The 23,361-nt window shown below is 69.5% G+C and carries 24 protein-coding genes, 1 tRNA gene and 2 pseudogenes; 13 read left to right on the forward strand and 14 right to left on the reverse strand.

The window, feature by feature from the left end; translation table 11 throughout:
- Nucleotides 1–131: 131 nt before the first annotated feature.
- Nucleotides 132–1,070, reverse strand: a complete 939-nt coding sequence (locus ACFC1J_RS07500; RefSeq protein WP_375903966.1) for an alpha/beta fold hydrolase — start codon at nucleotides 1,068–1,070, stop codon at nucleotides 132–134.
- 163 nt (nucleotides 1,071–1,233) lie between these two features.
- Entirely contained in the window at nucleotides 1,234–2,424 is a 1,191-nt protein-coding gene (locus ACFC1J_RS07505; RefSeq protein ID WP_375903968.1) for an acyl-CoA dehydrogenase family protein, read from the reverse strand.
- 307 nt (nucleotides 2,425–2,731) lie between these two features.
- Here ACFC1J_RS07505 and ACFC1J_RS07510 point away from each other — a divergent pair, with 307 nt between their 5' ends.
- Both ACFC1J_RS07510 and ACFC1J_RS07515 read left to right on the forward strand, forming a co-directional pair.
- On the forward strand, nucleotides 2,732–3,436 hold the full coding sequence (locus ACFC1J_RS07510) for a tyrosine-protein phosphatase (RefSeq protein WP_375903970.1): 705 nt from the start codon (nucleotides 2,732–2,734) through the stop codon (nucleotides 3,434–3,436).
- A 72-nt stretch (nucleotides 3,437–3,508) separates the two neighbouring features.
- Entirely contained in the window at nucleotides 3,509–3,973 is a 465-nt protein-coding gene (locus tag ACFC1J_RS07515) for an SIP domain-containing protein (protein WP_375903972.1), read from the forward strand.
- A 57-nt stretch (nucleotides 3,974–4,030) separates the two neighbouring features.
- Here ACFC1J_RS07515 and ACFC1J_RS07520 read toward each other — a convergent pair whose 3' ends face one another.
- The 4 genes from ACFC1J_RS07520 to ACFC1J_RS07535 all read right to left on the reverse strand — a co-directional run bounded on the left by ACFC1J_RS07520 (nucleotide 4,031) and on the right by ACFC1J_RS07535 (nucleotide 8,150).
- Nucleotides 4,031–4,432, reverse strand: coding sequence for a Fe-S oxidoreductase (locus ACFC1J_RS07520; protein WP_375904489.1), 402 nt, complete (start codon nucleotides 4,430–4,432; stop codon nucleotides 4,031–4,033).
- Nucleotides 4,433–4,482: 50 nt separating this feature from the next.
- The gene (locus ACFC1J_RS07525) at nucleotides 4,483–5,295 is read right to left on the reverse strand and encodes an arginase family protein (protein ID WP_375903974.1); all 813 of its coding nucleotides are present in this window, start codon (nucleotides 5,293–5,295) and stop codon (nucleotides 4,483–4,485) included.
- A gap of 1 nt (nucleotide 5,296) precedes the next feature.
- Nucleotides 5,297–6,037, reverse strand: a complete 741-nt coding sequence (locus ACFC1J_RS07530; RefSeq protein ID WP_375903976.1) for a PspA/IM30 family protein — start codon at nucleotides 6,035–6,037, stop codon at nucleotides 5,297–5,299.
- 67 nt (nucleotides 6,038–6,104) lie between these two features.
- Entirely contained in the window at nucleotides 6,105–8,150 is a 2,046-nt protein-coding gene (locus ACFC1J_RS07535; protein ID WP_375903978.1) for a TPM domain-containing protein, read from the reverse strand.
- Nucleotides 8,151–8,273: 123 nt separating this feature from the next.
- On the opposite strand from ACFC1J_RS07535, the gene ACFC1J_RS07540 reads away from it, so the two are divergent.
- The 3 genes from ACFC1J_RS07540 to ACFC1J_RS07550 all read left to right on the forward strand — a co-directional run bounded on the left by ACFC1J_RS07540 (nucleotide 8,274) and on the right by ACFC1J_RS07550 (nucleotide 10,851).
- Nucleotides 8,274–9,128, forward strand: a complete 855-nt coding sequence (locus ACFC1J_RS07540) for a DUF3097 domain-containing protein (RefSeq protein WP_375903980.1) — start codon at nucleotides 8,274–8,276, stop codon at nucleotides 9,126–9,128.
- A gap of 65 nt (nucleotides 9,129–9,193) precedes the next feature.
- Nucleotides 9,194–9,919: a tRNA (guanosine(46)-N7)-methyltransferase TrmB gene (gene trmB / locus ACFC1J_RS07545; RefSeq protein ID WP_375903982.1), complete on the forward strand. Its 726-nt coding sequence runs from the start codon at nucleotides 9,194–9,196 to the stop codon at nucleotides 9,917–9,919.
- 38 nt (nucleotides 9,920–9,957) lie between these two features.
- On the forward strand, nucleotides 9,958–10,851 hold the full coding sequence (locus ACFC1J_RS07550; protein WP_375903984.1) for a DUF4436 family protein: 894 nt from the start codon (nucleotides 9,958–9,960) through the stop codon (nucleotides 10,849–10,851).
- Here the strand turns inward: ACFC1J_RS07550 and ACFC1J_RS07555 are convergent.
- Entirely contained in the window at nucleotides 10,817–11,560 is a 744-nt protein-coding gene (locus ACFC1J_RS07555; RefSeq protein ID WP_375903986.1) for an alpha/beta fold hydrolase, read from the reverse strand. The genes ACFC1J_RS07550 and ACFC1J_RS07555 overlap by 35 nt on opposite strands.
- A 73-nt stretch (nucleotides 11,561–11,633) precedes the next feature.
- Between ACFC1J_RS07555 and ACFC1J_RS07560 the strand changes: the two genes are divergently transcribed.
- The 3 genes and pseudogenes from ACFC1J_RS07560 to ACFC1J_RS07570 all read left to right on the forward strand — a co-directional run.
- Nucleotides 11,634–12,332: a helix-turn-helix transcriptional regulator gene (locus ACFC1J_RS07560; RefSeq protein ID WP_375903988.1), complete on the forward strand. Its 699-nt coding sequence runs from the start codon at nucleotides 11,634–11,636 to the stop codon at nucleotides 12,330–12,332.
- A gap of 149 nt (nucleotides 12,333–12,481) precedes the next feature.
- Nucleotides 12,482–12,598: pseudogene (locus ACFC1J_RS07565) on the forward strand (cupin domain-containing protein); the annotation flags it as partial.
- A 46-nt stretch (nucleotides 12,599–12,644) separates the two neighbouring features.
- Nucleotides 12,645–12,780 (forward strand): annotated as a pseudogene (locus ACFC1J_RS07570) (IS481 family transposase); the annotation flags it as partial.
- A gap of 108 nt (nucleotides 12,781–12,888) precedes the next feature.
- Here the strand turns inward: ACFC1J_RS07570 and ACFC1J_RS07575 are convergent.
- Nucleotides 12,889–13,434, reverse strand: coding sequence for an RBBP9/YdeN family alpha/beta hydrolase (locus ACFC1J_RS07575; protein ID WP_375903990.1), 546 nt, complete (start codon nucleotides 13,432–13,434; stop codon nucleotides 12,889–12,891).
- 125 nt (nucleotides 13,435–13,559) lie between these two features.
- Between ACFC1J_RS07575 and ACFC1J_RS07580 the strand changes: the two genes are divergently transcribed.
- Together ACFC1J_RS07580 and ACFC1J_RS07585 are read left to right on the forward strand one after the other, a co-directional pair.
- On the forward strand, nucleotides 13,560–14,012 hold the full coding sequence (locus ACFC1J_RS07580) for an Lrp/AsnC family transcriptional regulator (protein ID WP_375903992.1): 453 nt from the start codon (nucleotides 13,560–13,562) through the stop codon (nucleotides 14,010–14,012).
- A 59-nt stretch (nucleotides 14,013–14,071) separates the two neighbouring features.
- Nucleotides 14,072–14,458 (forward strand): DUF1304 domain-containing protein, encoded by a 387-nt coding sequence (locus ACFC1J_RS07585; RefSeq protein WP_375903994.1) that lies wholly within the window; start codon nucleotides 14,072–14,074, stop codon nucleotides 14,456–14,458.
- Between the two features lie 21 nt (nucleotides 14,459–14,479).
- On the opposite strand, the gene ACFC1J_RS07590 is transcribed toward ACFC1J_RS07585, so the two are convergent.
- Nucleotides 14,480–15,073 carry a hypothetical protein gene (locus tag ACFC1J_RS07590; RefSeq protein ID WP_375903996.1) on the reverse strand — a complete coding sequence of 198 codons (594 nt, stop codon included), beginning with the start codon at nucleotides 15,071–15,073 and terminating at the stop codon, nucleotides 14,480–14,482.
- Between the two features lie 94 nt (nucleotides 15,074–15,167).
- On the opposite strand from ACFC1J_RS07590, the gene ACFC1J_RS07595 reads away from it, so the two are divergent.
- Nucleotides 15,168–15,240, forward strand: a tRNA-Arg gene (locus ACFC1J_RS07595).
- Between the two features lie 195 nt (nucleotides 15,241–15,435).
- On the opposite strand, the gene ACFC1J_RS07600 is transcribed toward ACFC1J_RS07595, so the two are convergent.
- The 5 genes from ACFC1J_RS07600 to ACFC1J_RS07620 form a co-directional block, all read right to left on the reverse strand.
- On the reverse strand, nucleotides 15,436–16,338 hold the full coding sequence (locus tag ACFC1J_RS07600; protein WP_375903998.1) for a carbohydrate ABC transporter permease: 903 nt from the start codon (nucleotides 16,336–16,338) through the stop codon (nucleotides 15,436–15,438).
- Nucleotides 16,335–17,255 carry a carbohydrate ABC transporter permease gene (locus ACFC1J_RS07605; protein ID WP_375904000.1) on the reverse strand — a complete coding sequence of 307 codons (921 nt, stop codon included), beginning with the start codon at nucleotides 17,253–17,255 and terminating at the stop codon, nucleotides 16,335–16,337. The genes ACFC1J_RS07600 and ACFC1J_RS07605 overlap by 4 nt, the downstream gene beginning before the upstream one ends.
- Nucleotides 17,256–17,353: 98 nt before the next feature.
- Entirely contained in the window at nucleotides 17,354–18,766 is a 1,413-nt protein-coding gene (gene ngcE, locus ACFC1J_RS07610; RefSeq protein ID WP_375904002.1) for an N-acetylglucosamine/diacetylchitobiose ABC transporter substrate-binding protein, read from the reverse strand.
- 56 nt (nucleotides 18,767–18,822) lie between these two features.
- Nucleotides 18,823–19,575, reverse strand: a complete 753-nt coding sequence (locus tag ACFC1J_RS07615; protein ID WP_375904004.1) for a sugar isomerase domain-containing protein — start codon at nucleotides 19,573–19,575, stop codon at nucleotides 18,823–18,825.
- Nucleotides 19,572–20,504 (reverse strand): MurR/RpiR family transcriptional regulator, encoded by a 933-nt coding sequence (locus ACFC1J_RS07620; RefSeq protein ID WP_375904006.1) that lies wholly within the window; start codon nucleotides 20,502–20,504, stop codon nucleotides 19,572–19,574. Before ACFC1J_RS07620 ends, ACFC1J_RS07615 begins: the two co-directional genes overlap by 4 nt.
- A 120-nt stretch (nucleotides 20,505–20,624) precedes the next feature.
- Between ACFC1J_RS07620 and ACFC1J_RS07625 the strand changes: the two genes are divergently transcribed.
- Both ACFC1J_RS07625 and argS read left to right on the forward strand, forming a co-directional pair.
- Complete coding sequence (locus ACFC1J_RS07625) at nucleotides 20,625–21,680, forward strand: N-acetylglucosamine kinase (RefSeq protein ID WP_375904008.1); 1,056 nt, start codon at nucleotides 20,625–20,627, stop codon at nucleotides 21,678–21,680.
- Nucleotides 21,681–21,692: 12 nt separating this feature from the next.
- Nucleotides 21,693–23,360, forward strand: a complete 1,668-nt coding sequence (gene argS / locus ACFC1J_RS07630; RefSeq protein ID WP_375904010.1) for an arginine--tRNA ligase — start codon at nucleotides 21,693–21,695, stop codon at nucleotides 23,358–23,360.
- Nucleotide 23,361 lies beyond the last annotated feature (1 nt).

A 23,361-nucleotide genomic window follows, 5' to 3' on the forward strand; every position in this document is an offset into this window, starting at 1 on the left:
GGCGGTGCTGTGGATGCGGTGCTGTGGATGCGGTGCGGGTGCTGCTGTGCGGTTGAGCCTAGGGCGGCGTCACCTCGCGAGGTGCGGCCGGTGAGACGCGGCGTCACATTCCTGGGGGCCCTTCGGCGGGTTCAGGAGCCGGTGCTGTCCGCCTCGGAGCGGATGATCTCGGCGAGTGCCGTGGGCGCGGTCTCCTGCAGGTTGTGGCTGCCCTCGAGGTGCAGCACGCGTGCGCGGGGGAGGCGCGTGCGGAACTCCCGCTCCGCGTCGTCCGAGACGAATCCGTGCGCGGCGCGGACCAGCGTGAGCGGCGCGGCGACGGCATCGAGGTCCGCCCAGCCGTGCTCGCCGAGGATGGTCGGAGCCGGCGCGGAGGAGTCGGACCCGGCGGGCGGGGCGTCCAGCAGTCGTGCGGCGATGTGCGCGAAGTGATGCTTCCACTCCACGCGGCCGTCCGCCCTCACGCGTGTATTGAGGAACACGCCGCGGGCCGTGTCCTCGCGGGACCCGCCGAAGCCGAACTGCTGTGCGCGATCGACGAGTTCGTCGAGGTCGGCGGCGTCGACCACGCGGTAGAACTCGCGCAGGGCCGCGGGGCCGACGCTCTGGTCGACCCCGGGGGTGATGTCGACGACGATGAGCTCGCGCACGAGTTCGGGGGCGCGGGCCGCGATGGCCGCGGCGGTGAGCCCGCCGAGGGACTGTCCGACCAGCACCTGCGGGCGATCCGTCCATGCGCGGAGCGCCTCGACCACGTCGGCGGCGAGGGTGCGGCCGGTGTAGTCGGCGTCCTCGCGCCAGGAGGAGTCGCCGTGGCCGGCGAGGTCGATCGCGAGTGCGGGGCGGCCGAGGGCGAGCACCGTGGTGTCCCAGGTGTGCGCGTTGAGGCCCGCTCCGTGCAGCAGGGCGACCTCGATGGGCTCATCCCCGAAGCGCAGCGCGCTCAGCGTGCGACCGTCGGGCAGGGGGAGGGTCAGACGCCGGACGGACGGAACCTCGGCTCCGAGCGCGCGGGCCTGACCGGCGAGGAAGGAGAACTCGGTGATCTCTTCTGGTGCGACGTGGGACACGCCCTCATTGTGCTCCTGCGCAGCCTCCGGTGCGAAACGGGAGATCAGTGTGCACGGTCAAATGACGATCTGACGGGGTGATTTTCGACCTATTGCGGAGTTCTGTAGTGCAAAATGATCCGCGGGTCGTGTAATGTACCTGATCACACGGTCCCGATCGGGGTCAGAAAGCGCTCAGCCCCGTGAGTGCCCGGCCGATGACGAGCTGGTGGATCTCGTCGGTGCCCTCGTAGGTGCGAACGGACTCGAGATTGGCCGCGTGGCGCATCACCGGATAGGCGTTCGTGATGCCGTCGCCCGCCAGGATCGAGCGCGCCTGATGCGCGATCTCGAGGGCCTCGCGCACGCTGTTGAGCTTGCCGACCGAGATCTGCGCGGGAGTGAGCGTACCGCGTTCCTTGAGGCGCCCGAGATGCAACGCGAGCAGGATCCCCTTCTCCACCTCGACCATCATGTCCGCGAGCTTCGCCTGCGTGAGCTGGTTGGCGCCGATCGGCTTGCCGAAGACCTCGCGGCTCGTCGCGCGCTCCAGCGCGGCCTCGAGGCAGCTGCGCGCCGCACCCATCGCGCCCCAGATGATGCCATACCGTGCCTCGTTCAGGCATCCGAATGGCCCGGACATGCCCTCGGCTCCGGGGAGGATCGCGTCCGCAGGGAGCCGGACGCCGTCGAGCGCGATGTCGCACTGCACCGAGGCGCGCATCGACAGCTTGCCGGTGATCGGGGTCGCCGTGAAACCGGGGGTCGTCGTCGGGACGAGGAAGCCGCGCACGGCCCGTCCGCCCCCGCCGAGGGCGGGATCGTCCACGCGCGCCCAGACGACGGCGACATCGGCGAGGGAGGCGAGCCCGATCCAGCGCTTGGCGCCGTCGATCACCCAGCCGTCGCCGTCCCGGCGCGCCATGGTCGTCATGCCGGCGGGGTCGCTGCCGCCCTGCGGCTCGGTGAGAGCGAAGCAGCCGACCGCGTCCCCCGTCGCCATGCGCGGCAGCCAGGTCTGCCTCTGCTCCTCGGAGCCGTACTTCGCGATCGCGCTCATCGCGAGCGACCCCTGCACCGAGACGAACGTGCGCCAGCCGCTGTCTGCGGCCTCCAGCTCCAGGCAGGCGAGGCCGTACGAGACGGCGCCCGCGCCCGCGCAGCCGTAGCCGCTCAGGTGCATGCCGAGGAAGCCGGCCGCGCCGAGCTCTGCGATGAGCTCGCGGCGGAAGTGCGCGTTCTCGAAGTCCTCCTCGATGACCGGCAGTATGCGCTCCTGCGCGAAGGTCCGCGCGCGCTGCTGCCAGTCGCGCTCCTCCGGCGTGAGCAGGGCGTCGAGGTCGAACACGGCGTCGATGCGGGGAGCGGTGGTCATCTCAGGTCCTTTCGGTGCGCCAGGCGGCGGGCGCGGAGTCGTTCAGGACGTCGGCCCCTTCGCCGTCCGTCCCGCACCGTGTCCCACTTCTGGCCCCACCGTGTCCCACTTCCGGCTCAGAAACCGGTGCCGGGGCAGCCAGAACTGGGACATGGTTTCGCCGTCGCTCCCGCTCGCTCTCATCCTAGGGACGGCCCGTCTCCGCGGTTGAGCCCGGTGCGCGCAGCTCGGCCGCCGTGCGGCTCGGCGCCCCGGACACGCCCTAGGCTGGAACCGGAATGCAGTGGCGAACGGTGAGGAGGCGCACATGATCCTGCTCGACGTGCCAGGCATCACGAACCTGCGCGATGTCGGCGGCATCCCTGCCGGCGCCTCCCGGATCCGCGAGGGCATGCTGTTCCGCTCCGGCAACCTCGCGCACGTCGGACCTGATGCGCACTCGTTCCTGACCGAGCGGGTCGCCCGCGTGGTCGACCTCCGCGACGACACCGAGGCGAGCGCCGAGCCCTGCGCGCTGCCGGGGCTGCGCATCGACCGCATCCCGCTCTTCGCCGGATCCGTCGCCTCCTTCCTGATGGGAGATGTCAGCCTCGCGGGCTTGTACCGGCACATCGTCGAGGACGGCGCGGACCGCATCGTGCGGGTCGTCCGGATCCTGTCGGCGGGGGAGCCCACCCTCGTGCACTGCACGCTCGGCAAGGACCGCACGGGCGTGAGCGTCGCGCTCGCGCTCGCCGCCGTCGGCGCGGATCGCGAGGCGATCGTGGAGGACTACGCGCTGACCGCGTCGCAGCTTCCGGAATCCCGCAACAGGGCGATCGCGAAGTGGCTCGAGGAGCGCCTGCCGATCGCGCACGACGCGATCGCGGTCGCCACCCAGTCGCCGGCGCCGGTCATGCGCGACCTGCTGAAGGGCATCGACGAGCAGCACGGATCGGCGGCGGACTATCTGCTCGCGTCCGGATTGACCCGCGCGGAGCTGGAAGCGCTGGGGGCGGCTCTGGTCGGTTAGCCGAGCGCCCGCGCCTGTGCGGAGCGGAGGTAGGTTAGGCAACCCTTCATCTGGTGATATCGTAGAGGCATCATGACCACTGCGATCCGCACCACCGCACGCGCCGAGCGCCGTGCCCTGCGTCGCTCCGCGAAGGCCCAGCATCTGATCGTCGCCGATGAGCGATCGCTGGCCGAGCTGGAGGCGGAGCTTTCAACGCTGCCGCTGTGCGCGACGGGTCGGGTGTTCATCGAGGTCCCGGACGCGGAGTCGATCTCCGCGGTCACGGTCCCGCCGCGGATGATCGTGACCTGGCTGCCGCGCGCCAGCCGCTCCGGCGCCCCCGGCACCGCCCGTCGGTGCGCCCAGGGCGTCGCCGCAGCGCGCGCCGCGATCGCCTGGGCCGACGAGATGTTGTGCGATGGCGCGGAGGAGCACACCACGGTGACGCTGCTCGGCGGCTTCCTGGGCACCGCGGACATCGCGGAGCACCTCACGGAGCGGCTCGGCATGGATCCCTCGCGGATCACCGCGCCGGAGCGCTTCCGACTGCTCTGAGCCCTGCATCCGGCCCCTTCGACAGGCTCGGGGACCGCAGACGGCTCAGGCGCCGGCTCAGCGTCGCGGGAGGTAGTGCCCGTCTTCGAGGCCGGCCTCGATCTCGAAGCGGTTGCGCAGCGGATCCCGTCCGGCCAGCAGGTACAGGAACGGCATCAGAAGGCCGTAGCGCAGCCACTGCTGCTTGTGAACGGCCTCGTGCCGGAGGACGCGGTCGTCGGGCACCGCGTCGCCGGTGAGATAGCAGCCCGCGACGCAGACGCCGCCGCGGGCGAAGGTCCACTCCGGCATGCCGCGGAAGATCCACAGCCCTTCGCGGCGCTCGACCTCGCCGGTGCTCCACAGCCCGCCCCAGATCCAGCCCACGGCCATGCCCCAGGCGTAGCCGAGGCGGCTGATCGGGGAGCGCAGCAGGACGGACGGGAGGCGGAGGTCGCGTCGTCGCCCTTGCACGAGGATCTCGGCGGCCTCGGCCTTGATCGCGGCGATGCGGGCGGTGTCGCCCGCCGTCACGCGAGGGCGCCGATCAGGCGCAGGATCGCGCCCAGGTCCTGCACCGCATCTCCGGGGGAGCGCGGAGCGAAACCGGCGATGGTCGCTCCCGCGAGCGGCAACTTCTCGCGCAGCGCCCGCACGGCGCCGACGACGTCGGCCGTGCGCAGGCCGAACGGCACCGCGGAGGAGACTCCGGCGAGTTCGGACGGATCCAGCACGTCGACATCGATGTGCACATACACGCGGGACGCCCCGGTCGCGGCGACGGCCGCCGCGAGGGCCTGCACATCGTCGAGGTCGTCGAGCCGGACGATCCCGGACGTCGCGAGATAGGCGCTCTCGGCATCGTCCTCGGACCGCGCGCCCACGAGCACCGTGCGCTGGGGGGCGAGCCCCGAGGGGCCGTCGATCGGGAACGAGTCGTGGCCGAGCAGGGCGCGCAGGGCCATGCCCGCGTAGGCACCGGAGGCCGAGGACTCCGGGGTGTGCAGATCGGGGTGCGCGTCGAACCAGACGATCGCGACGTCGTGCAGTGCGCCGGGGAGGGCGGCGACCGCGGCGACGCTGACGCCGCAGTCACCGCCCACCACGAGCGTGGGCTCGGCATGCGCCGTGATCGCTTCCTCGATGAGCTCCCTCGTGCGGCGCAGGCTGCTGAGCCTGTGCACGCCGGTGCCCTCGGCGTCGCCGGCCTCGAGCGGGACCTCCAGCACCGTCGTACGTGCGCTGGGGAGGTCGCCGGCGATGGCCGACGCCCCCTCGGTGAGCAGCATCGCCCGCGGGGCAGGGGAGCCCTGCCATTGCGGGACGACGAGGAAGCGGGTCATCTCAGCCCTCGAGCGCTTCCTGCGGCTTGGTCGATCCGGCCTTGAGCTCTGCGAGACGGGCCTCGACCTCGGTCAGCTGGCCGATGTCCTCGAGGCTCTCGAACTGCGCGTCCAGGCTGGACGCGGCGAGCTCCGCCTTGCCCTGGGCCAGCGCCTCCTGGCGACGGACCTTGTCCTCGAACCGGCCCAGCTCGCTGGTGGGGTCGAGCACGTTGATCGACGAGACCGCGTCCTGCACCTTGGTCTGCGCCTCGGCGACCTTGGCGCGGGCGAGCAGCTCGCTGCGCTTGTTCTTCAGCTCGACGAGCTTGTCCTTCATGCCGTTCAGCCCGGTCTTGAGCTTGTCGACGATCTCGGTCTGGGCCGCGATCTGCGGTTCGGCCGTCCGGGCCTCCTGCTCGGAGCTGATCTGGCGCTGCAGGGCGACCTTCGCGAGGTTGTCGAACTTGTCGGCGTCGGCGGTGTTGCCCGCACCGCGCAGGTCGTCGGCCTTGCGGCTGGCGGCGAGGGCCTTGTTGCCCCACTCCGCGGCGGACTGGACGTCCTCCTGGTGATCGCGCTCGAGAAGGCGCAGATTGCCGATGGTCTCGGCGATGGCAGACTCGGCATCCGCGACGTTGTTGGTGTAGTCGCGGACCAGCTGATCGATCATCTTCTGCGGGTCCTCCGCGGAATCGATGAGCGCGTTGACGTTGGCCTTCACCAGGGTGGAGATGCGGCCGAAGATGGACTGCTTGGTCATGGGTGGTCCTTTCCAGATTTCCGGTCGATGGGGTCGTGCACGTGAAGAGAAGTCGAGAGTCCGGGTGTCAGAAGCGGCCGCCCGATCCGCCGCGGCCTCCGCCGCCGAAGCTCGAGGGGCTGAATCCGCCGCCTCCGCCGCTGGAGCGCCAACCGCCGCCGCCTCCGCCCCAGCCGCCGCTGGAGCGCCCGCCGCCACCGGACAGGATGCCGCCGATGATGCCGCCGAGGATCGCGTCGCCCATGCCGCTGCGGCTTCCGCCGCCGCCTCCGCCCCAGCCTCCGCCGCTGCCCCACGAGTCGATGGAGCCCGCGGCGAGCTGCGTGGCCTCGCGAGCGAGGGCGATCGCCCGCTGTGCGTGCTGCAGCGCCGTGTTCGGATCCGCGACGCGCGCGGCCTCGGCCTGGTCGTACTCCGCGGACGCCTGCGCCGCCCTGGTGCGCGCGTCGGGTCCGATCGCACCGCGGTGCGTCGTGATGTAGCTGTTGGCCGTGGAGATCTCCGCGCGGGCCTGCGTGAGGGTCTGCTCCAGCACCTGCTGGGCGCGCTCGGCCTGCTGCTGGGCGTTGCGGATCGCGTCCACCGTGCTGTCGATGCGGGTGTTGGCCGCCGTCAGCGACTCCAGCACGGCCTGCGGGCGGCGTCCGGTGCCGGTGGCGTCGGTGCGGGCCTGGTCCAGGGCGGTGCGGGTCGCCGCGACCGCCGCGTTCAGGGCGGGGGATGCGGGAAGCGCTGCGGCTCCCGCGAGGTCCTGCTCGAGATTCGCGATGAGCGCCTGAGACTGCGTCTCGGTCGAGGCGAGGTCGGCCTGCAGCGTCGTGATCGCGGCGGCGAGCTGCGTCGCCTGCAGCACGCCCTCTTCTCCGGTGCGGATCGCGAACGCGGCCTCGCCGCGCTTCCCCTGCGCGACGAGATCTCCCGCCTGCGCGATGCTGGCGTCCGCGAGTTCCAGCCGGCTCGCGGCCTCCGCAGGGTTGCCCGTGACCGTCTGCAGAGCGGAGGCGTCGTAGTCGGCGGCCAGTGCCTGGAGCGCGGCAGGAGCCGCGGTCACGGCGGCCGCGGCCGTCTCGCGATGCGCCTTCAGCTGGGCGAGGGCCTGCTCCGCGTTCTGCTCCAGCTTGCGGAGCTCGTCGAACGCGGCGACGTTCGCATCCAGCGCGTTGTCGGCCGACTCGCACAGCCGGATGATCTGCAGGTGCCAGTCGCGGCGCTGCTGATCGGTGTCGGGAACCTCGTCGTCGAGCTTCTGCTTGAGGGCGAACGCCTCGTCGAGCTTGCCCTTGGCCTTGGCGACCACGTCGGTGAACGAGCTCGTCGCGGCGTCGCCGAACTGCGCGGTGGCGAAGCCGAGGTCCTCGGTGGAGGAGGTGATCGCATCGTCGGTGTGCACGAGGGCGAGGCCGGCGCGCTTGGCCAGCTCCTCGTCGCTGATCGCATCGAGGGGATCCCCGACCGGCTGGGTCGCGGCCGGCTTCACCCGGGCGGCGGCCCGCCGGCGCATCACCACGAGCACGATGATCGCGGCGATGATCGCCAGGACGCAGAGGACGATCAGCAGTATCCCGCCGAGATCGGCCCCGGTGGCTCCGGATCCGCCGAAGCCGTCCGCCGCGGTGTCCACGGCAGCGGCCCAGTGCTCGTCGCGCAGATCGTTCACGAGCGACCGGGAGATCTGGTCGACGCGGGTCAGCGGGACGGGGCCCGCCTTGTCCGCGGACAGGTAGTACTGCCGCGACTCGGTGGCGATCGCAAGGAGGTACTGCTGCTGGCCGAGACCGTTGTCCACGGCGACCTGGTTCGTCCACTCCTGGCTGTTGTCGGGATTCGAGAACGCGTCGACGAACACGACGAACAGCTGGATGTTCTTGTCGCGGCTGAGCGTCTCGAGCCTGTCGTTGAGCTCGTTCGTCTCTGCGGAGCCCAGTGCGCCGACGAGGTCTGTGACGAAATCGGATCCGAGCGTCACCGGAGCCGTGGTGGGGTGCGGCGCCGCGGAGGAGGAACGGGGTTCGATCGCGGAGGAGCCGGCATCGGCGAGCGCCGGAGCGGAGAAGAGGGACATGCCGAGCATGCCCAGGACCACACTGACGACGACAGTCCAGCGCGCGCGCATCTTCGCTCCTCCCGGGGCCCGGAAGGCCCCTGGAGCGAGTCTAGGGCGTGCGTCCTTGTGTTTCTCCTGTCCGGCGAGACCTCGGCTGCGGTGGGCGGGCGCGGCCTCGGTAGGCTGGTCGCGATGGAAGACAGGTACGGATCCGATGTGCTCGCCAAGGGCTGGCGCGAACGCGGCGCGAAGGTCGCCGTGGACGTCGCCGCCGAGAAGGACCTCGTCGTCGAGGTCGCGGTGGACGGCTTCTGCGGGGCGGTGACCCGGATCGAGGGCGGACAGGTCGAGCTGGAGGACTACCGGGGACGCCGCCGGCTGTTCCCGATGGGAGCCGGCTTCATGATCGACGGCGAGCCGGTGCGCCTGGTGCATCCCGCGCGTTCGGCGCAGGGCGCGACGAAACGCACCGCATCCGGATCCTTCGCCGTCGGCGACTCCCGCGCGCGCACCGCGCTGCCGAGCCGGATCCTCGTCGAGGGACGGCACGATGCGGAGCTCGTGGAGAAGGTCTGGGGCGACGACCTGCGCGTCGAGGGCGTGGTGGTCGAGTACCTCCAGGGCGTCGACCTGCTGGAGGAGCTGCTCGCGGAGGCTCCGCCTCGGCGCGACCGCCGCTACGGCGTGCTCGTCGATCACCTCGTGCCGGGCTCCAAGGAGACCCGCATCGTGGAGCAGATCATGCGCGGCCCGCACGGGGCGCACCTGCGCATCGTCGGGCACCCCTACATCGACGTGTGGCAGTGCGTGACGCCCGCGGCGCTCGGCATCCGGGCCTGGCCGCAGATCCCGCGCGGGACGGACTGGAAGACCGGGATCTGCCGCGCCTTCGGATGGCCCGCCGAGTCGCAGGCCGACATCGCGCACGCATGGAAGCGCATCCTCTCGCGGGTGAGCAGTTACCGGGATCTGGAGCCGACACTGCTCGGCCGGGTCGAGGAGCTCATCGACTTCGTGACGGAGCCGATCGACGGGGGCGCGCGATGAGCGGGCGCTCCGCCCGCGGGGCAGGCCGGGCCGGCGGGACGCCGGGCGGCGGATACCCTGGAGGGATGCCCGAACCCCGCACCTTCCGTGACGAGCCGGTCTCGTTCGTCCGCCGCAGCGGCCGCATGTCCGAGGCGCAGGAGCGGGCCTTCGCCGAGCTGGCCGCGTTCTACGTGCTCGACGTCCCGCGCGACGTCGCCTGGACCTCGGTGCATCCCGAGGCGCGGCTCGATGCGGCTGCGGCCTATGGGCGCGAGGCGCCGCTGACCGTCGAGATCGGATCCGGGCAGGGGCATGCGATCGTGTCCGCCGCCGGGGAGCATCCCGAGCGGGACTTCCTCGCGGTCGAGGTCTTCCGCGCGGGCCTCGCCCGCACGATGCTCGACGCCGAACGGGAAGGCGTGCGCAACCTGCGGCTCGTCGAGGCGAACGCGCCGGAGGTGCTCGCCACGTACCTTCCCGCGGGCTCCGCGGACGAGGTGTGGATCTTCTTCCCCGATCCCTGGCACAAGAAGCGTCACACCAAGCGCCGCCTGGTGCGTCCTGGGTTCGGTGCCACGGCCGGTGCGGCCCTGCGCGACGGAGGTCTTCTGCGTCTCGCCACGGACTGGGAGGACTACGCGCTGCAGATGCGCGAGGTGCTCGATGAGGCGCCCGAGTTCGAGCGCGCCTTCGAGGGGGAGTGGGCGGAACGCTTCGAGGGCCGGGTGATGACGGCGTTCGAGCGCAAGGGCATCGCGAAGGGGCGCGACATCCGCGATCTCACCTATCGCCGGGTGCCGCGGATCTGACCGTGCGCCGTCTGCCGCTGCCGAGGCATGCCGGGCGCGTGCCCGTATTCGTGGTGGTGTGCGCGGTGGTCTTCGCCGCCCTGTACGCCGCGGTCGTCCTGCTGTACGCGCAGGGCGGGAAGTCCGATGCCGGAACGGGCATAGACAACCGGAAGCCTGGTCTTCACGTCATGCTGACGCCACGCGAGATCGACGCGGCCGGAGGCAGGATCCGCCTCGACCTGACGATCGACGCGGGGGACACCACGCTGATCAGCAGCGACGGGGCCACCGTCGTCACTCCGTTCCGGCTCGAACTCTCCGGCGCGGAGACCCGGGCCCTGGTGTTCGAGAAGGGACAGGCCCTCGCGCCTGTCAGCGTGTGGATGCGCACGTCCGGGGCGATCGAGTCCTGGCCGTTCGATCGGCATGCCGCCCGCAGCCTGCTCGTGGCGGTCGCGGATCCTTCGGGCGCGGAGCCGTCGTCGGTCGCGGTCGATCTCGGACTGGCCGAGCACCACATCCCCGGGTGGGCGGTCACGCTCGCCGACGACGGCGCGCGGGGGCTGTCGGTCGCGGACGGGGTGGAGTTCCACCAGTACTCGATCGAGGCGCATCGCGCATCCGCGACCATCGCGTTCGCCGTCGTCCTCCTCGCTCTCATGGTGATCATGCCGGTGCTCGGACTGATCGTGGCGATCATGGCGCTCCGCGGACGTCGTCGTGTGGAGGTCGGCTTCTTCACGTGGAACGCCGGAATGCTGTTCGCGACGCCGATGCTGCGCAACTTCCTGCCGGGTCAGCCGCCGATCGGATCCTGGGTGGACTACCTGGTGGTGCTGTGGGTGATCGCCGGGCTCATCCTCGCGCTGCTCATCAGTGTGGTCGCCTGGTATCGCTGGGGAGAACCGCAGCCTGTCATCGCGGGGCAGGACGATCCGCCGAGCGGATGACTTCGGCGAGGTCGCGAGGACGACTCCACATCGGCCAGTGGCCGGTCGGGAGGTCGACGACGTCGAGGTGCTCGAGGTTCGCGACCTCGGCGAACATGGGGTGGCCTTCTCGTGCCAGGTCCAGCAGCTGCGCGCTGGGGATCGAGCAGCACACCAGGGTGGTCGGGATCCGGCGGCGCGCGTCGTTCATGAGTTCGACGCGCTGGCGGAGCACGGGGCCGGGCTCGGGGACGGCCCGGGCGCGGAACCGTGCGAGGACCCCGGTGCTCAGTCCCTCGAGGCTCGCCTGCTGCGCGAGGACGTCGAACGGGGGAAGCGGAAGGTCCTGCACGTCCTGGGGGAGGTCAGCGGCGAAAGCGCTCCCGGGGGCGACCGGCCCGGAATCGACCCACACCACGCGACGTACGAGCTCGGGACGCCGGTCGAGGAGGAGGGTGACGGGGAAGTTCGCCCCGCTGTGAGCGACGACGATCGCGGGCTCGCTCGCGGTGACGCCGTTTCGCGCGAGGACGTCCAGGATGGCCGCGAGCTGGTCGTCGAGAGTCCTCGCGGCCCGCGCGGGATCGTCGGGGTCGAGACCGGGCGGCGTCATCGCGACGGCGTGAAGGCCGGCGGATTCCAGATGCCCGAGCACGTCGTCCCATGCCCAGGCTCCCAGCCAGTGGCCGGCGATGAGAAGGATGGTGGGGCTGCCCGTCTTGTGCGTCATGTCACCAGCTTCGTCCATGCTCTGGGCAACCGTATGTCACTATTTATGTCATGAATTTCTCGAATGCGATGCGGTGAAGCGCGCGGAGCGACTCCACGCCCTGTCCGAGATGCTGCGCCGCAGCGGATCCCGGGGCTGCTCCGCCGAGCGACTGGCACGAGAGTTCGGCGTGTCCGTGCGCACCGTCAAGAGGGATCTCGCCGCGCTCGAGAGCAGCGGCGCGCCCCTGTGGTCGCGTCCGGGGCCCGGCGGCGGCTACGGGATGGCGATGGGCGCGTCCCTCCCGCCGGTCAGCCTGTCTCCCGCGCAGGCGGTGGCGCTCATGGCGGCCGTGTCGGCGGCCTCCGATGCCCCCTATGCGGATCTCGCTGCAGCCGGGATCCGCAAGATCATGGACGTCCTCGACCCCCGGACCCGCGCCAGGGCGGACGCGTTGGCCGATCGCGTCTGGGTCGACGCGCTTCCCGTTCCCTCCCGCGCGATCAGGTCGGCACTGGAGGAGGCGATGGCCGAGCAGCGTGTCGTCCGCATCCGGTACACGGCAGGTGACGGGACGACGACCACGCGTGACGTCGAACCCGTCCTGTTCGCGTCCACGAACGGCCAGTGGTACTTCGTCGGGTGGTGCCGCCTGCGCGATGCGATGCGATGGTTCACGGTGTCGCGCATCGAGCGGGCCGGCGTGACCAGGACGCCGTGCGCCGGACATACGGTCCACGAGGTGGGGGAGCCTCCCGTGAACGCCTCACCGGTGCACGGTCATCGCGGCTAGCTGTTTCGGGTCAGGAGATTATCGACAGGCGCCGGCTCACGTCAGCGACCGTAGGGTCGGAACGTGACGAAGATCTGTTACGTCGGTGAAGCCTCAGCGCGATCGGGTGCTGCCCGCCGTTCACCGGTCAGGTCTATGTCGATGAGTTGGTGATCGCCGAGGCCCCGTCCCGGCTTCGTGCCTTCTCCGTTCATTTCGCTCCCGGGGCGAGGTCGGCGTGGCATCGCCACCCGTACGGACAGATCCTTCATGTGCTCGAAGGCGTCGGCCGTGTCCAAGCCCAAGGCGGGAAGCCGCGGGACATTCGCGCCGGTGACACGGTTCACGGCGCCGCTGTCGGTGGAGGGTCGTCGACGTTTGATCGAACGCTGCAGGACACGCCCCATCATGCATGTTCCAGAGGGGTATCTCTCGAACATGAGCATTGAAGTGGATGGATCGATGGCGGCCCGAGGCCTGACAAGGGATCGAGTCAATGCGCAGAGGAACTCTCCGGCGAGGAGGAGGGCGTGTAGGGCTCGAGTGTCCGCGATCGGCGGTTCGCACAGGGCGTGGGTCACAAATTGGCCAATGCGCTCAGGAGGCGTTGTCCTTGATGCCACGAGCCGAGTCGGCTGGCAGTGCTGATATGTCCGAGCGGTCCGACGACGTTCAGCGTACTTCCCCAGGTGCGTGCCAGCTCTTCGGCGTGCTGGACTGTGCCGTATGGGTCATTCGTGCTGGCCACAACCATGCTGGTGCAGGGCAACGTCTGGGCGGGAATGTTCAGGAAGCTCGGAGCAGCAGATGCGGGGAACATTTCGCCATCGCGATCCGGGGGTGCGACGAGGAACGCGCTCTCCACCTGCTGATCGGTTTCGCCTAGCCACGCTGCGGCGGCCCAGCATCCGAGACTGTGCGCGATCAGGACCACATCGCCGTGGCGCGCCGCGGCTTGATCGACAGTGCGCTCAAGGGACTGAACCCAGTCAGCGACCGTGGGACGCGTCCATGAGGTCGGCGCGATCCGTGCTGCGGAGAGAGCCCATTCCTGCTCCCAGAGGCTCTGCCAATGCTGGGCGTCTGACCCGCCGATCCCTGGAACGATGACATACGCGACCATGGTGCCTCCCACGCTTCTACTCGTTGGCCAGGTGATCCAGCCAAGCCGGTAAGACATAGCATGATCGGATCATCCGCCGATCTGAGCCTGCACAAGTGATCTCAAGGGAAGAGGGTCCAAACGCGATGGAACCATTGGATCGAGTCGACCGTCAGATCCTCGAGCTACTGCAGACCGACGGCCGGCTGACCGGTGCCGAGGTCGGGCGTCGCGTCGGACTCTCTCAACCCGCAGCCAGCGCCCGAATCGTGCGACTAGAGAAACTGGGGATCATCGTCGGGTATCGAGCCATAGTCGATCCAGCCGCGCTGGGCCTGAACATCCACGCCGTGGTCCGGCTTCGAACCACCCACGCGCAGCTGGCCCCCGCGCTGGAAACCGCCGCCAAGACGACCGACATCACATCCACGCTCAGAGTCACCGGAGAAGACTGCCTGATCTTCGACGTACACTGCCCGGACGCCACCCGACTGGAGGTCATCGTCGACACGCTGGCGCGATACGGCCCCGTCACCACTGCGCTGGTGCTCCACGACTACTCAACGAAGCCCCTGACCCCCGCGCCAACAACCTCCTGACCAGCAACAGCTAGAGCGCGCCTCTCGCGCCGACGCGCGGCGCGCGGCAGAATCGGCCCATGCTCCTCATCCTGGGATCCGTGTTCGCCGGGCTCGCCGCCCTGATCCACGTCTACATCTTCGTGCTGGAGTCCGTGCGCTGGACGCACCCGTCCACGCGGCGCATCTTCGGCACGACCGCCGAGGCGGCGGAGGTCACGAGGCCGCTCGCGTTCAACCAGGGCTTCTACAACCTGTTCCTCGCGATCCTGGCGGTGATCGGGATCGCGATCGCCCTCGCCGGATCCGCAGGCGTGGGGATCGCGCTCATGCTGGCCGGGACCGGATCGATGCTGGCCGCGGCGCTCGTGCTGATCCTCTCCGATCGGTCCAAGGCGCGTGCGGCGACCGTCCAGGGCCTGTTCCCGTTGATCGCGGTCGTGCTGCTGGTCGTGGCCCTCCTCTGACCGACTCGCGGCGGGGCTCGGTCAGGCGATCGTGCCCAGCCCAGCGCGCATGGCATCGAACATCGCCGTCATCAGCCAGAACGACCAGCCGAGGCTGAGCAGGAGGCTCGCAGCGATCGCTGCGAGGGCGATCCACATCGTGGCCGAGCCCGCTCCCGTCTGCCGGCGCACGACGACAGCGCGACCGATCGGATACACCGGGGAGAGGAAGCTCCACGCCCAGTGGAAGCGCTTCGGGTAGCCGAGACGGCCGAGCTGCACATGATCGCGGTACCCGGCGACGATGGCGAGCGCATAGAGCGCCCCACTCAGGAGCATGCCGACCAGCGACGCCGTCATGATCCCCGGCATCAGGTCGAAGACGATCGCGAACACCGCGCCGGGCTGCACCCTCACTCCTGTGGCGGCCATCCCGCTCAGCTCGGCGACGTGTCGCGCATAGGTGAGCATCGGGCCGGTCATGAGCCACATCATGACGGCCGTGGCGGCGACCGCGGCAACCGTCGTCCAGGCGGTCACCCATGCCCAGGCGGTGTAGACCGGCGTTCCGCGCGGGACGCGAGGCTCTTCCACGGCCGCGTGCGTCCAGGGCGACGGGGGAACGGAAGCGCTCATCGGGGTCCTCATCGATCGGTCGGTTTCTCGCGACACTACCGGGATCCGGCACCGTCGGAGGGAAGGCGGATCCGATGCTAGGCTCGTTCGGTACGCCTCCGTAGCTCAGCGGATAGAGCGCCGGTTTCCGGTACCGTAGGTCGCAGGTTCGATTCCTGTCGGGGGCACGAAGACGACGAAGGGCCGCCCATTCAGGGCGGCCCTTCGTCGTCCCCTCACGTGCGTGATCAGTGCCCGGGGCGCCCACGGGGTCGTGCGCCGCGCGGCAGCCGACTCGCGCTCGACGAGGCGCTGACCGGTCGGCTGACACCGAGAAGGGGCCGCCCTGAACAGGACGGCCCCTTCTCGGTGTCGCAGAATGCCTACTTCGAGGTGCCCTGCGAGACGGATCCCTGCAGCTGGCGCTGGAACAGGATGTAGACGAGCAGCACCGGGACGATCGTGATGATCACGGCGGCGAACATCGCGCCGAAGTCCACCTGGTAGCCGGCCGACGAGGCGAAGCTCGCCATGCCCTGCGACAGCACGTACTTGCTCTGATCCGTGTTCAACGAGATCGGCAGCAGGAACTGGTTCCACAGGCCGAGGAAGTTCATGATCGCCACGGCCGCGAGCCCTGGTTTGGCCATCGGGAGCATCACCTGGAAGAACGTCCGCCATTCGCTGGCGCCATCGACGTACGCGGCCTCCTGGATCTCGTACGGCAGCGACTTGAAGAACGAGAACAGGAAGAACACCGTGAACGGCAGCGCGAACGCGACGTACGTGATGATCAGACCCGGAAGCGTGTTCAGCAGGCCCATTCCCTGCAGGATGAAGAACAGCGGGACGATGGCGAGGAAGACCGGGAAGGTGAGGCCTGCCAGCATCAGGTAGTAGATCACCCTGCTGCCCGGGATGGAGAACCGCGCGAGCACGTAGGCGCACATCGCGCCGAGCAGCATCACCAGGATCAGGGCGCAGCCGACGACGATGATCGTGTTCAGGAACATCGGGCCGAAGTTGTTCTTCACCCAGGCGTTGACGTAGTTGTCGAAGTTCCAGTTCGCGGGAAGACCGAACGGGGACTTGAAGATCTCCTTGGTCGTCTTGAACGAGCCGAGCAGCGTCCACAGCATCGGCAGGATCACGACGAGCGCCCAGACGGCGAGGACGACGTGCGAGACGCCGCCGACGACCTTGTCGCTCGTGGTCGACTTCGTGCCGCGGATCTTCTTGGCCGCCTTCGGGTCGACGGTCACTGCGGCGCGCGTGTCGAGGATCATGCGCGTCCTCCTTCATCCTTGCCGCCGACGATGCGGAACACGCCGATCACGAGACCGGCGAAGACCAGTGTCAGAACGGCGAGCACCACGCCCATCGCGCTGGCCAGACCGAACTGGCCCTTTTCGAACGCCGTGCGGAACAGGTACTGGCTCATGACCAGGGTGCTGTTGTTCGGGCCGCCGGACGCGTTGAGGCCGGCCATGTAGACGAAGGCGTCCAAGGCCATGATCCCCAGGTAGATGTACGCGGTCTGCACGTTGTCGCGCATCTGCGGCAGCAGGATCGAGACCACCGTGCGGTAGCGCCCGGCTCCGTCGATGCGGGCCGCCTCGAGGGTCTCCGCGGGGATCCCCTTGATCGCGGCGATGAACAGCACCATGTAGAAGCCGACCATGCTCCACACGATCACGAAGATCGTGGCGCCCATCGCGGTGCGCTGATCGCCGAGCCAGGCGAAGTCGTTCGTGCTGATGCCGAGGAAGCCCAACGCGCCGTTCAGCAGACCGTTCGGGGCGTAGATCATGCTCCACAGGATCGCGATGACGATCGCCGGGATCACGTACGGGAAGAACGACACCACGCGGTAGAAGCTCGATCCGACGAGCCCCCTGACCTGTCCGTGGCTCGGACCGCCGACCGTGATCATGCTCGCGAAGACGAGCGCGATGACGATCGTGATGAGGGGCACGACGATCGCGAGCAGGGCGTTGTTCGCCATGGCCTGCAGGAACGTCGAGTCCTGGAAGAGCTTCACGAAGTTGTTCACTCCGACGAAGCTCATGTTCGGCGAGAAGCCGGTCCAGTTGGTCATCGAGTAGTAGACCGCCTGGATGAACGGCGAGATCACGAACACGAGGAACAGTGCCACTGGCAGCACGAGGAACACCAGGAGGAACGACACGTAGTCGAACGTCAACCGGCGCCGCCCCAGACGGGGGGCCTTGCGGCCCCCCGCGCGAGCAGCAGTGACCGCGGCTGTCTGCAGCCCCGGACCCCCGCTGGGAGTTGAATAGCTCACTTGATCTCAATCTTGGTGATGGAGCTGTCGTTGCGGATCTTGTCGGTCAGATCCTGCAGCGCCTTCGTGATGTCCGCGACCGTCATCTTGCCGTCGAGGAACGAGTTCCAGATCGGCAGCTGGTCGGAGTTCATTCCGTAAAGACCGAACGCCTTGATCGTGAAGACGTTGTCGCCCGCCTTGTCCAGGAGCTCCTTCTGCGAGACCAGAGCGGTGGATCCGAAGCCGTCGGCCGGGACGATGTCCTTGACGATGGTCGGCGCCAGCTTGCTCTTGGCGAACGCGGTGGCGGACTCCTTGGAGAGCATCGTGCGCAGCAGTTCCTTGCCGCCGGCCGGGTTCTTCGCCTTGGTGGGGACGATGAACGGCTCGCCGGCCTCGGCGCGCAGGGTGCCCGCCGGGGTCGTCTGCTTGTCGTCCAGGGGGATCTCGCCGATGCCCTTCATGGTGAAGCCGTCCGCGGTCTGCTTCTTCATCTCGTTCTCGATCCACGAGCCCGAGGGGTAGAGGAGAGCAGCCTCGTCGAGGCTCCACTGCGACTGCGCCTGGGTGAACTGCGTGCCCGCGCCGCCCGGCTTCATGTAGCCGGCCTGGATGAGGTCGTAGAAGATCGTCAGGATCGACTGCAGGGTCGGGTGCGACCAGCAGCCTTCCTTCAGGTTCTCTAGCGGCAGGCGCACGTCGTCACCGCTCTGGATGACGGCCGAGTCGACGACGAGGGTCTGGTAGTACGTCGCCGCCTCCTTGCCCCAGACGAAGAGGTACTTGCCCTTGGCCTTCGCGGCCTCGCCGAGAGACTTCAGGTCCTGCCAGGTCTTCGGGACGGTGAAGCCGTTGTCCTTGAAGACCTTGTCGGAGTACCAGATGCCGTAGACGGTCATCACGTAGTTCAGGGCGACGAACTTGCCGTTGAAGGTGCCGGGACCCTTGACGCCGCCGTAGAGCGTGTCGCTGATCTTGGTGCCCTCGAGGTTGTTCGCGTCCAGCACGTCGTCGAGCGTCTCGAGCTGGTCGAGGATCGTGTTCCAGCCGATCTGGTTGGCGCCCGAGTTGTCGATGAGGTCCGGCGGGTTGCCGCCGACGAAGCGCGGCTGCAGCTCCTGGGCGATCTTGGTCGAGGCGGAGACCTTGACCGTGGCACCGGTCTTGCCCTTGCCCATGATCTTCGCCGCGTTCTCGACGTAGTCCACGCCGTAGCCGCCGTCGAAGATCACTGCATCGACCTTGGAGTTGGCGGCCACTCCGAACGGGTTGTCGGCCGACTTGGCGCCGGTCGCGCCACCGCCGGTCGAACCGCCGCCCGGAGCAGCGCAGGACGCCAGGCTGACGCCGAGGGGCACCATGACCGCCGCGAGCGCCGCACCGCGCAGCAGCGAGCGGCGGCTGATGGAAGCGTCTTTGGTTTCCATGTGATTGTTGCCTTCCTTAGTGAGGGGTGAGGGAGAGGATGAGTCTGTGGGGGCGCTCAGGCGCCGCGGCGGAGCCTGTCGAGGTAGCGGGCTTCGAGAGCCGCGTTGTGCTCGTCGCCGCCGGGGATGTTCGCGGAGATGTACATCGGCGGCACCTCGCCGGCGTCGGCGAGAGTACGGGCGACGCCGAGCGTGAGCAGCTGGGCGATGAACGCGGCGGTGATCGAGGAGATCGCGCCGGCCGAGATGGTCTCGGTGACCTGCAGGGTGGAGTCGCCGTAGGGGGCGAGGTTGTCGATCACGACGTCGGCGATCTCGCTGAGGCGCTTGCCGCTCGGGTGCTTGGGCTCGACGCGGGCGGTGTGCTCGAGGCTGGTCACCGCGATGACCTTGTGGCCGTGCTCCTTCGCCCACAGGGCGACGCCGACGATGGAGCCGTTCACGCCGGAGTTCGAGGCGATCACGAACACGTCGTTCTCGGTCACGGGGGAGACGGCCATGAGCTCGTCGACCACCCAGGGCTCACGCTCGAGGGATCCGGTCAGCACGTCGGCCTGACGCTCGCCGTGCAGCACGATGTCGCGCAGCGCGATGCGGTTGGTCGGGATGAGCCCGCCCGCGCGCCCCGCGATCTCCATCGCGAACGCCTCGGAGTGCCCCGTGCCGAAGGCCTGGATGACTCCGCCGTCGCGCAGTGCGGTGACGAGCAGGTCGATCGCGGGATCCAGCGCGCCGTCCTGCGCGTCGGCGGTGAGACGCTCGAGGCGCGACTCGGCTTCGCGGAGCAGATCCTGGGGGGAGGCGCTCATCGGTGGGACTCCTTCTTTCGGTGGGGGCGGGGCTCTTCGACGGGGGATGACGAACGGCGGTGCGCCGAGACGGCCATCGCGCTCGCGGCGAGGCGCGTCGCGGCCTGACCGAGCGTGCGCTGCGCCACGAGCACGTAGAGCAGGTCGATGACGAGCAGCTGCGCGTGCTTGATGGAGAGGTCGTCGGGGCGCTGCGCGGGATTGCCCGAGGCGGTGATCAGCGCAACGTCCGCGCTGGAGGCCAGCCAGGAGTCGGCGTCGGTCGTGATCGCGACGGTCAGCGCCCCCGCCGCGCGGGCGTGCGAGAGCATCTCGATGGTCTCCTCGGTGCGGCCCGTGTTGGAGATGCCGACGGCGACCGAGGAGCCGTCCTGCAGCACCGCGCTGGTCAGGCCGTCGTGCACGTCGGACCAGGAGTGCGCGTTCACCCCGATCCGGTAGAGGCGACCGCGGAACTCGTCGGCGATGACGCCGCTGCCGCCGACGCCGTAGATGTCGACGTGCCGCGCCTCGGAGATCGCGCGCGCAACGAGCTGGACGTCGTTGAGGTCCAGCAGGCCCGTCGTGATCTCCATGCTGCGGGTGTGCAGGCCGAGCAGGGTGAGCAGCACCCGGTCGGCGGGGTCGTCCTGTCCGATGTCGTCGGCGATGTCGGTGCGCCACGTGGTGCCGGCGTCGCCTCGCCCCGACTCGGCGGCCACGCCGACCCGGAACTGCGTGTAGCCGTCGAAGCCGATCGCACGGCAGAAACGCGTGACGGTGGCGGCGGAGGTGCCGGCCTGGTCCGCGAGCTCGGTGATGGTCAGCTCGACCGGAGCGGTGGGGTGCGCCGTGATCACCGCGGCGATCTTCGCCATGGCCTTCGGCATCGCCGGACGCCGCAGCGAGATGCGCTGCGTGATCGACAACTCGTTGCCGATGTCCTGCATGAGTGGCACTATTGCCTCCGGTGAAAATGCATCGCCGAACGACATGGTTCGGGTGAAAAACATTCTCATCAGGTCCCGGGCGAAAAATCAAGTAGGACAGATAACAAATTGGGGTTCAACATGCTCGTGATCGGTGTGGACGCGGGAGGGACCTCCACCAGAGCGGTCCTCGCGACAGGCGACGGGCGCGTGATCGGTTTCGGTCGAGGTGGTAGTGGAAATCCGACCTCATCAGGTATTCCCGCCGCGCTCGCGGAGGTGCGCGGCGCGATCGCCGCGGCTCTCGACGCGGGCGGGGCGAGGCTCTCGGACGTGTCCCGGATGGTTGTGGCGATGGCAGGTCACGATTCGCGCGGCGGCGCGTCGGAGTGGATCCTCGATCCGCTGAAGGAAAACGGGTTCACCGGCGTACTGACCTTCGAATCGGATCTGCTGGCCATGTACGCGAGCGGCGCCGTCGCCCCCGTCGGCTACGGCGTGGTGTGCGGAACCGGAGCGAGTGCGGTGCGCGTCGAGGGCGGTCGCATCGTGGCCACGGCGGACGGGCTGGGCTGGCTGCTCGGCGACCGGGGGAGCGGGTTCTGGATCGGCCGCGGTGCGGCGGCGGCGGCCATCGCGGAGCTGGACGGGCTTGGCCCGGAGAGCATCCTCACCCCGCGCGTGCTGCAGGCAGCCGGCATCGCAGCGGAGGGCGCCCACGCTCGGGGAACCGATGGTCGCCCTGCCGCTCTGGAGCACCTGATCCGCGTGCTGTACGCGCAGCGGCCGGTGCAGCTTTCCGCGTTCGCGCCCCTCGTTTTCGATGCGGCGGAGGAGCAGGATCCGGTCGCGGTGGGGATCCTGCGCGAGGCGGGCGAACAGCTGGTGCGCACGATCGGACTCGTCCAGGCGGATCCCGGGCCCGTCGTGATCGGCGGGAGCATCGTGCTGAGACCCGGTCCGCCGCAGCAGATGCTGCGCGCACACGTCGCGGAAGCCTTCGGCGACGTGCCGTTCGTGCTCGTGGACAGCGGCGCGGCGGGGGCGACGATGCTCGCGCTGCGGCACGCGGGCGTCGCCGTCGACGAGGGGACGCTCGCGCGGGTGCGTACGGGGATCGGCGAGGCGATGCGCGCCGGGGCGCTCGCTGCGAATCCCCGCCCTCGGACGACGGTTCCGAAGGGCGACACGCTCTAGAATCGGTAGCCTATGAATCCCGAAGCCCTCGCCACTGCGATCCTGACCGTCCTCGCCCCGATCGCGGACGAGCGACGACCGGGCGAGCCCCTTGCGCTCACCGCGGGCGACATCGTGCTGGAGCGTCCGCGCAACCGCGAGCACGGCGACTGGGCGACCAACGTCGCGATGCGCCTGGCGAAGCAGTTCGGCGCGAACCCGCGCGAACTCGCGCAGCAGATCGCCGACGGGCTCGGCGCCGTGGACGGCATCGCCGAGGCTTCGGTCGCGGGGCCTGGCTTCCTCAACGTGCGCCTCGAAGCCGGTGCTGCCGGCGCCCTGGCGAAGGTGATCGTGGACGCCGCCGAGGCATACGGGCGCAACGACTCGCAGACCGGCCGCTCGATCAACATCGAGTTCGTCTCGGCGAACCCGACCGGGCCGCTGCACATCGGGCACACCCGCTGGGCCGCGCTCGGCGACGCGATCGCGCGCCTGCTCGACGCGAGCGGCGCGACCGTGGCCCGCGAGTTCTACATCAACGACGCGGGCGCGCAGATGGAGCGGTTCGCCGGATCCATCGTCGCCGCGGCGCAGGGCGAGCCGACCCCCGAGGGCGGATACGCCGGCAGCTACATCGCGGACATCGCGCGGCGCGTGCTCGCCGATCGTCCCGACTTCCTCTCGCTGGAGCGGAGCGAGCAGCTCCTGGTCGCGCGCGAACTCGGCTACCAGTACCAGCTGGCAGAGCAGAAGGACTCGCTCGCGAAGTTCAACGTCGTGTTCGACGTGTGGTTCTCGGAGCGGGTGCTGCACGCGAAGGGCGAGGACGGCGCGCCGAGCCTCGTCGACCAGGCCGTGGACCGGCTCCGAGCGCAGGGACACGTGTTCGACCAGGACGACGCCGTGTGGGTGCGCACGACCGATTTCGGCGACGACAAGGACCGCGTGATCCGCCGCTCCAACGGCGAGTACACCTATTTCGCCGCCGACGCCGCCTACTACCTGAACAAGGGCGACCGCGGCTTCGGGCACAAGATCTACCTGCTCGGCGCGGATCACCACGGCTACGTGCACCGGCTGAAGGCGCTCGCGGGCGCCGCCGGCGACGACCCGGAGAAGGACGTCGAGGTGCTCATCGGGCAGCTCGTCTCGGTGGGCGGCGCCCGGCTCAGCAAGCGCGCCGGCAACATCATCGAGATGGACGACCTGCGCGAGTGGCTCGGCACCGACGCCCTGCGGTACTCGCTCGAGCGCTCACCCGCAGATTCCCCGCTGTCGCTGGATCCCGAGCTGCTGCAGAAGCGCACGAACGACAACCCGGTCTTCTACGTGCAGTACGCGCACGCGCGCACGCACAACGTCGCGCGCAACGCCGCCGACTCCGGCGTGGACCGCTCGGCGTTCGCGCCCGAACTGCTCACGCACGAGACCGAGTCGGCGCTCCTCGGTGCGCTCCAGGAGTTCCCGCGGATCGTGGCCTTCGCCGCCGAGGTGCGCGAGCCGCACCGCGTCGCGCGCTATCTGGAGGAGCTCGCGGGCCTGTACCACCGCTGGTACGACAACTGCCGGGTGATCCCGCAGGGCGACGACCCCATCGAGGACGTGCACCGTACGCGCCTGTGGCTGAACGACGCCACGGGCCAGGTGCTGCGCAACGGCCTCGACCTGCTCGGGGTGTCCGCGCCGGAGCGGATGTGAC

This window comes from Microbacterium sp. NPDC056052 (assembly GCF_042266785.1).
GTDB lineage: Bacteria > Actinomycetota > Actinomycetes > Actinomycetales > Microbacteriaceae > Microbacterium.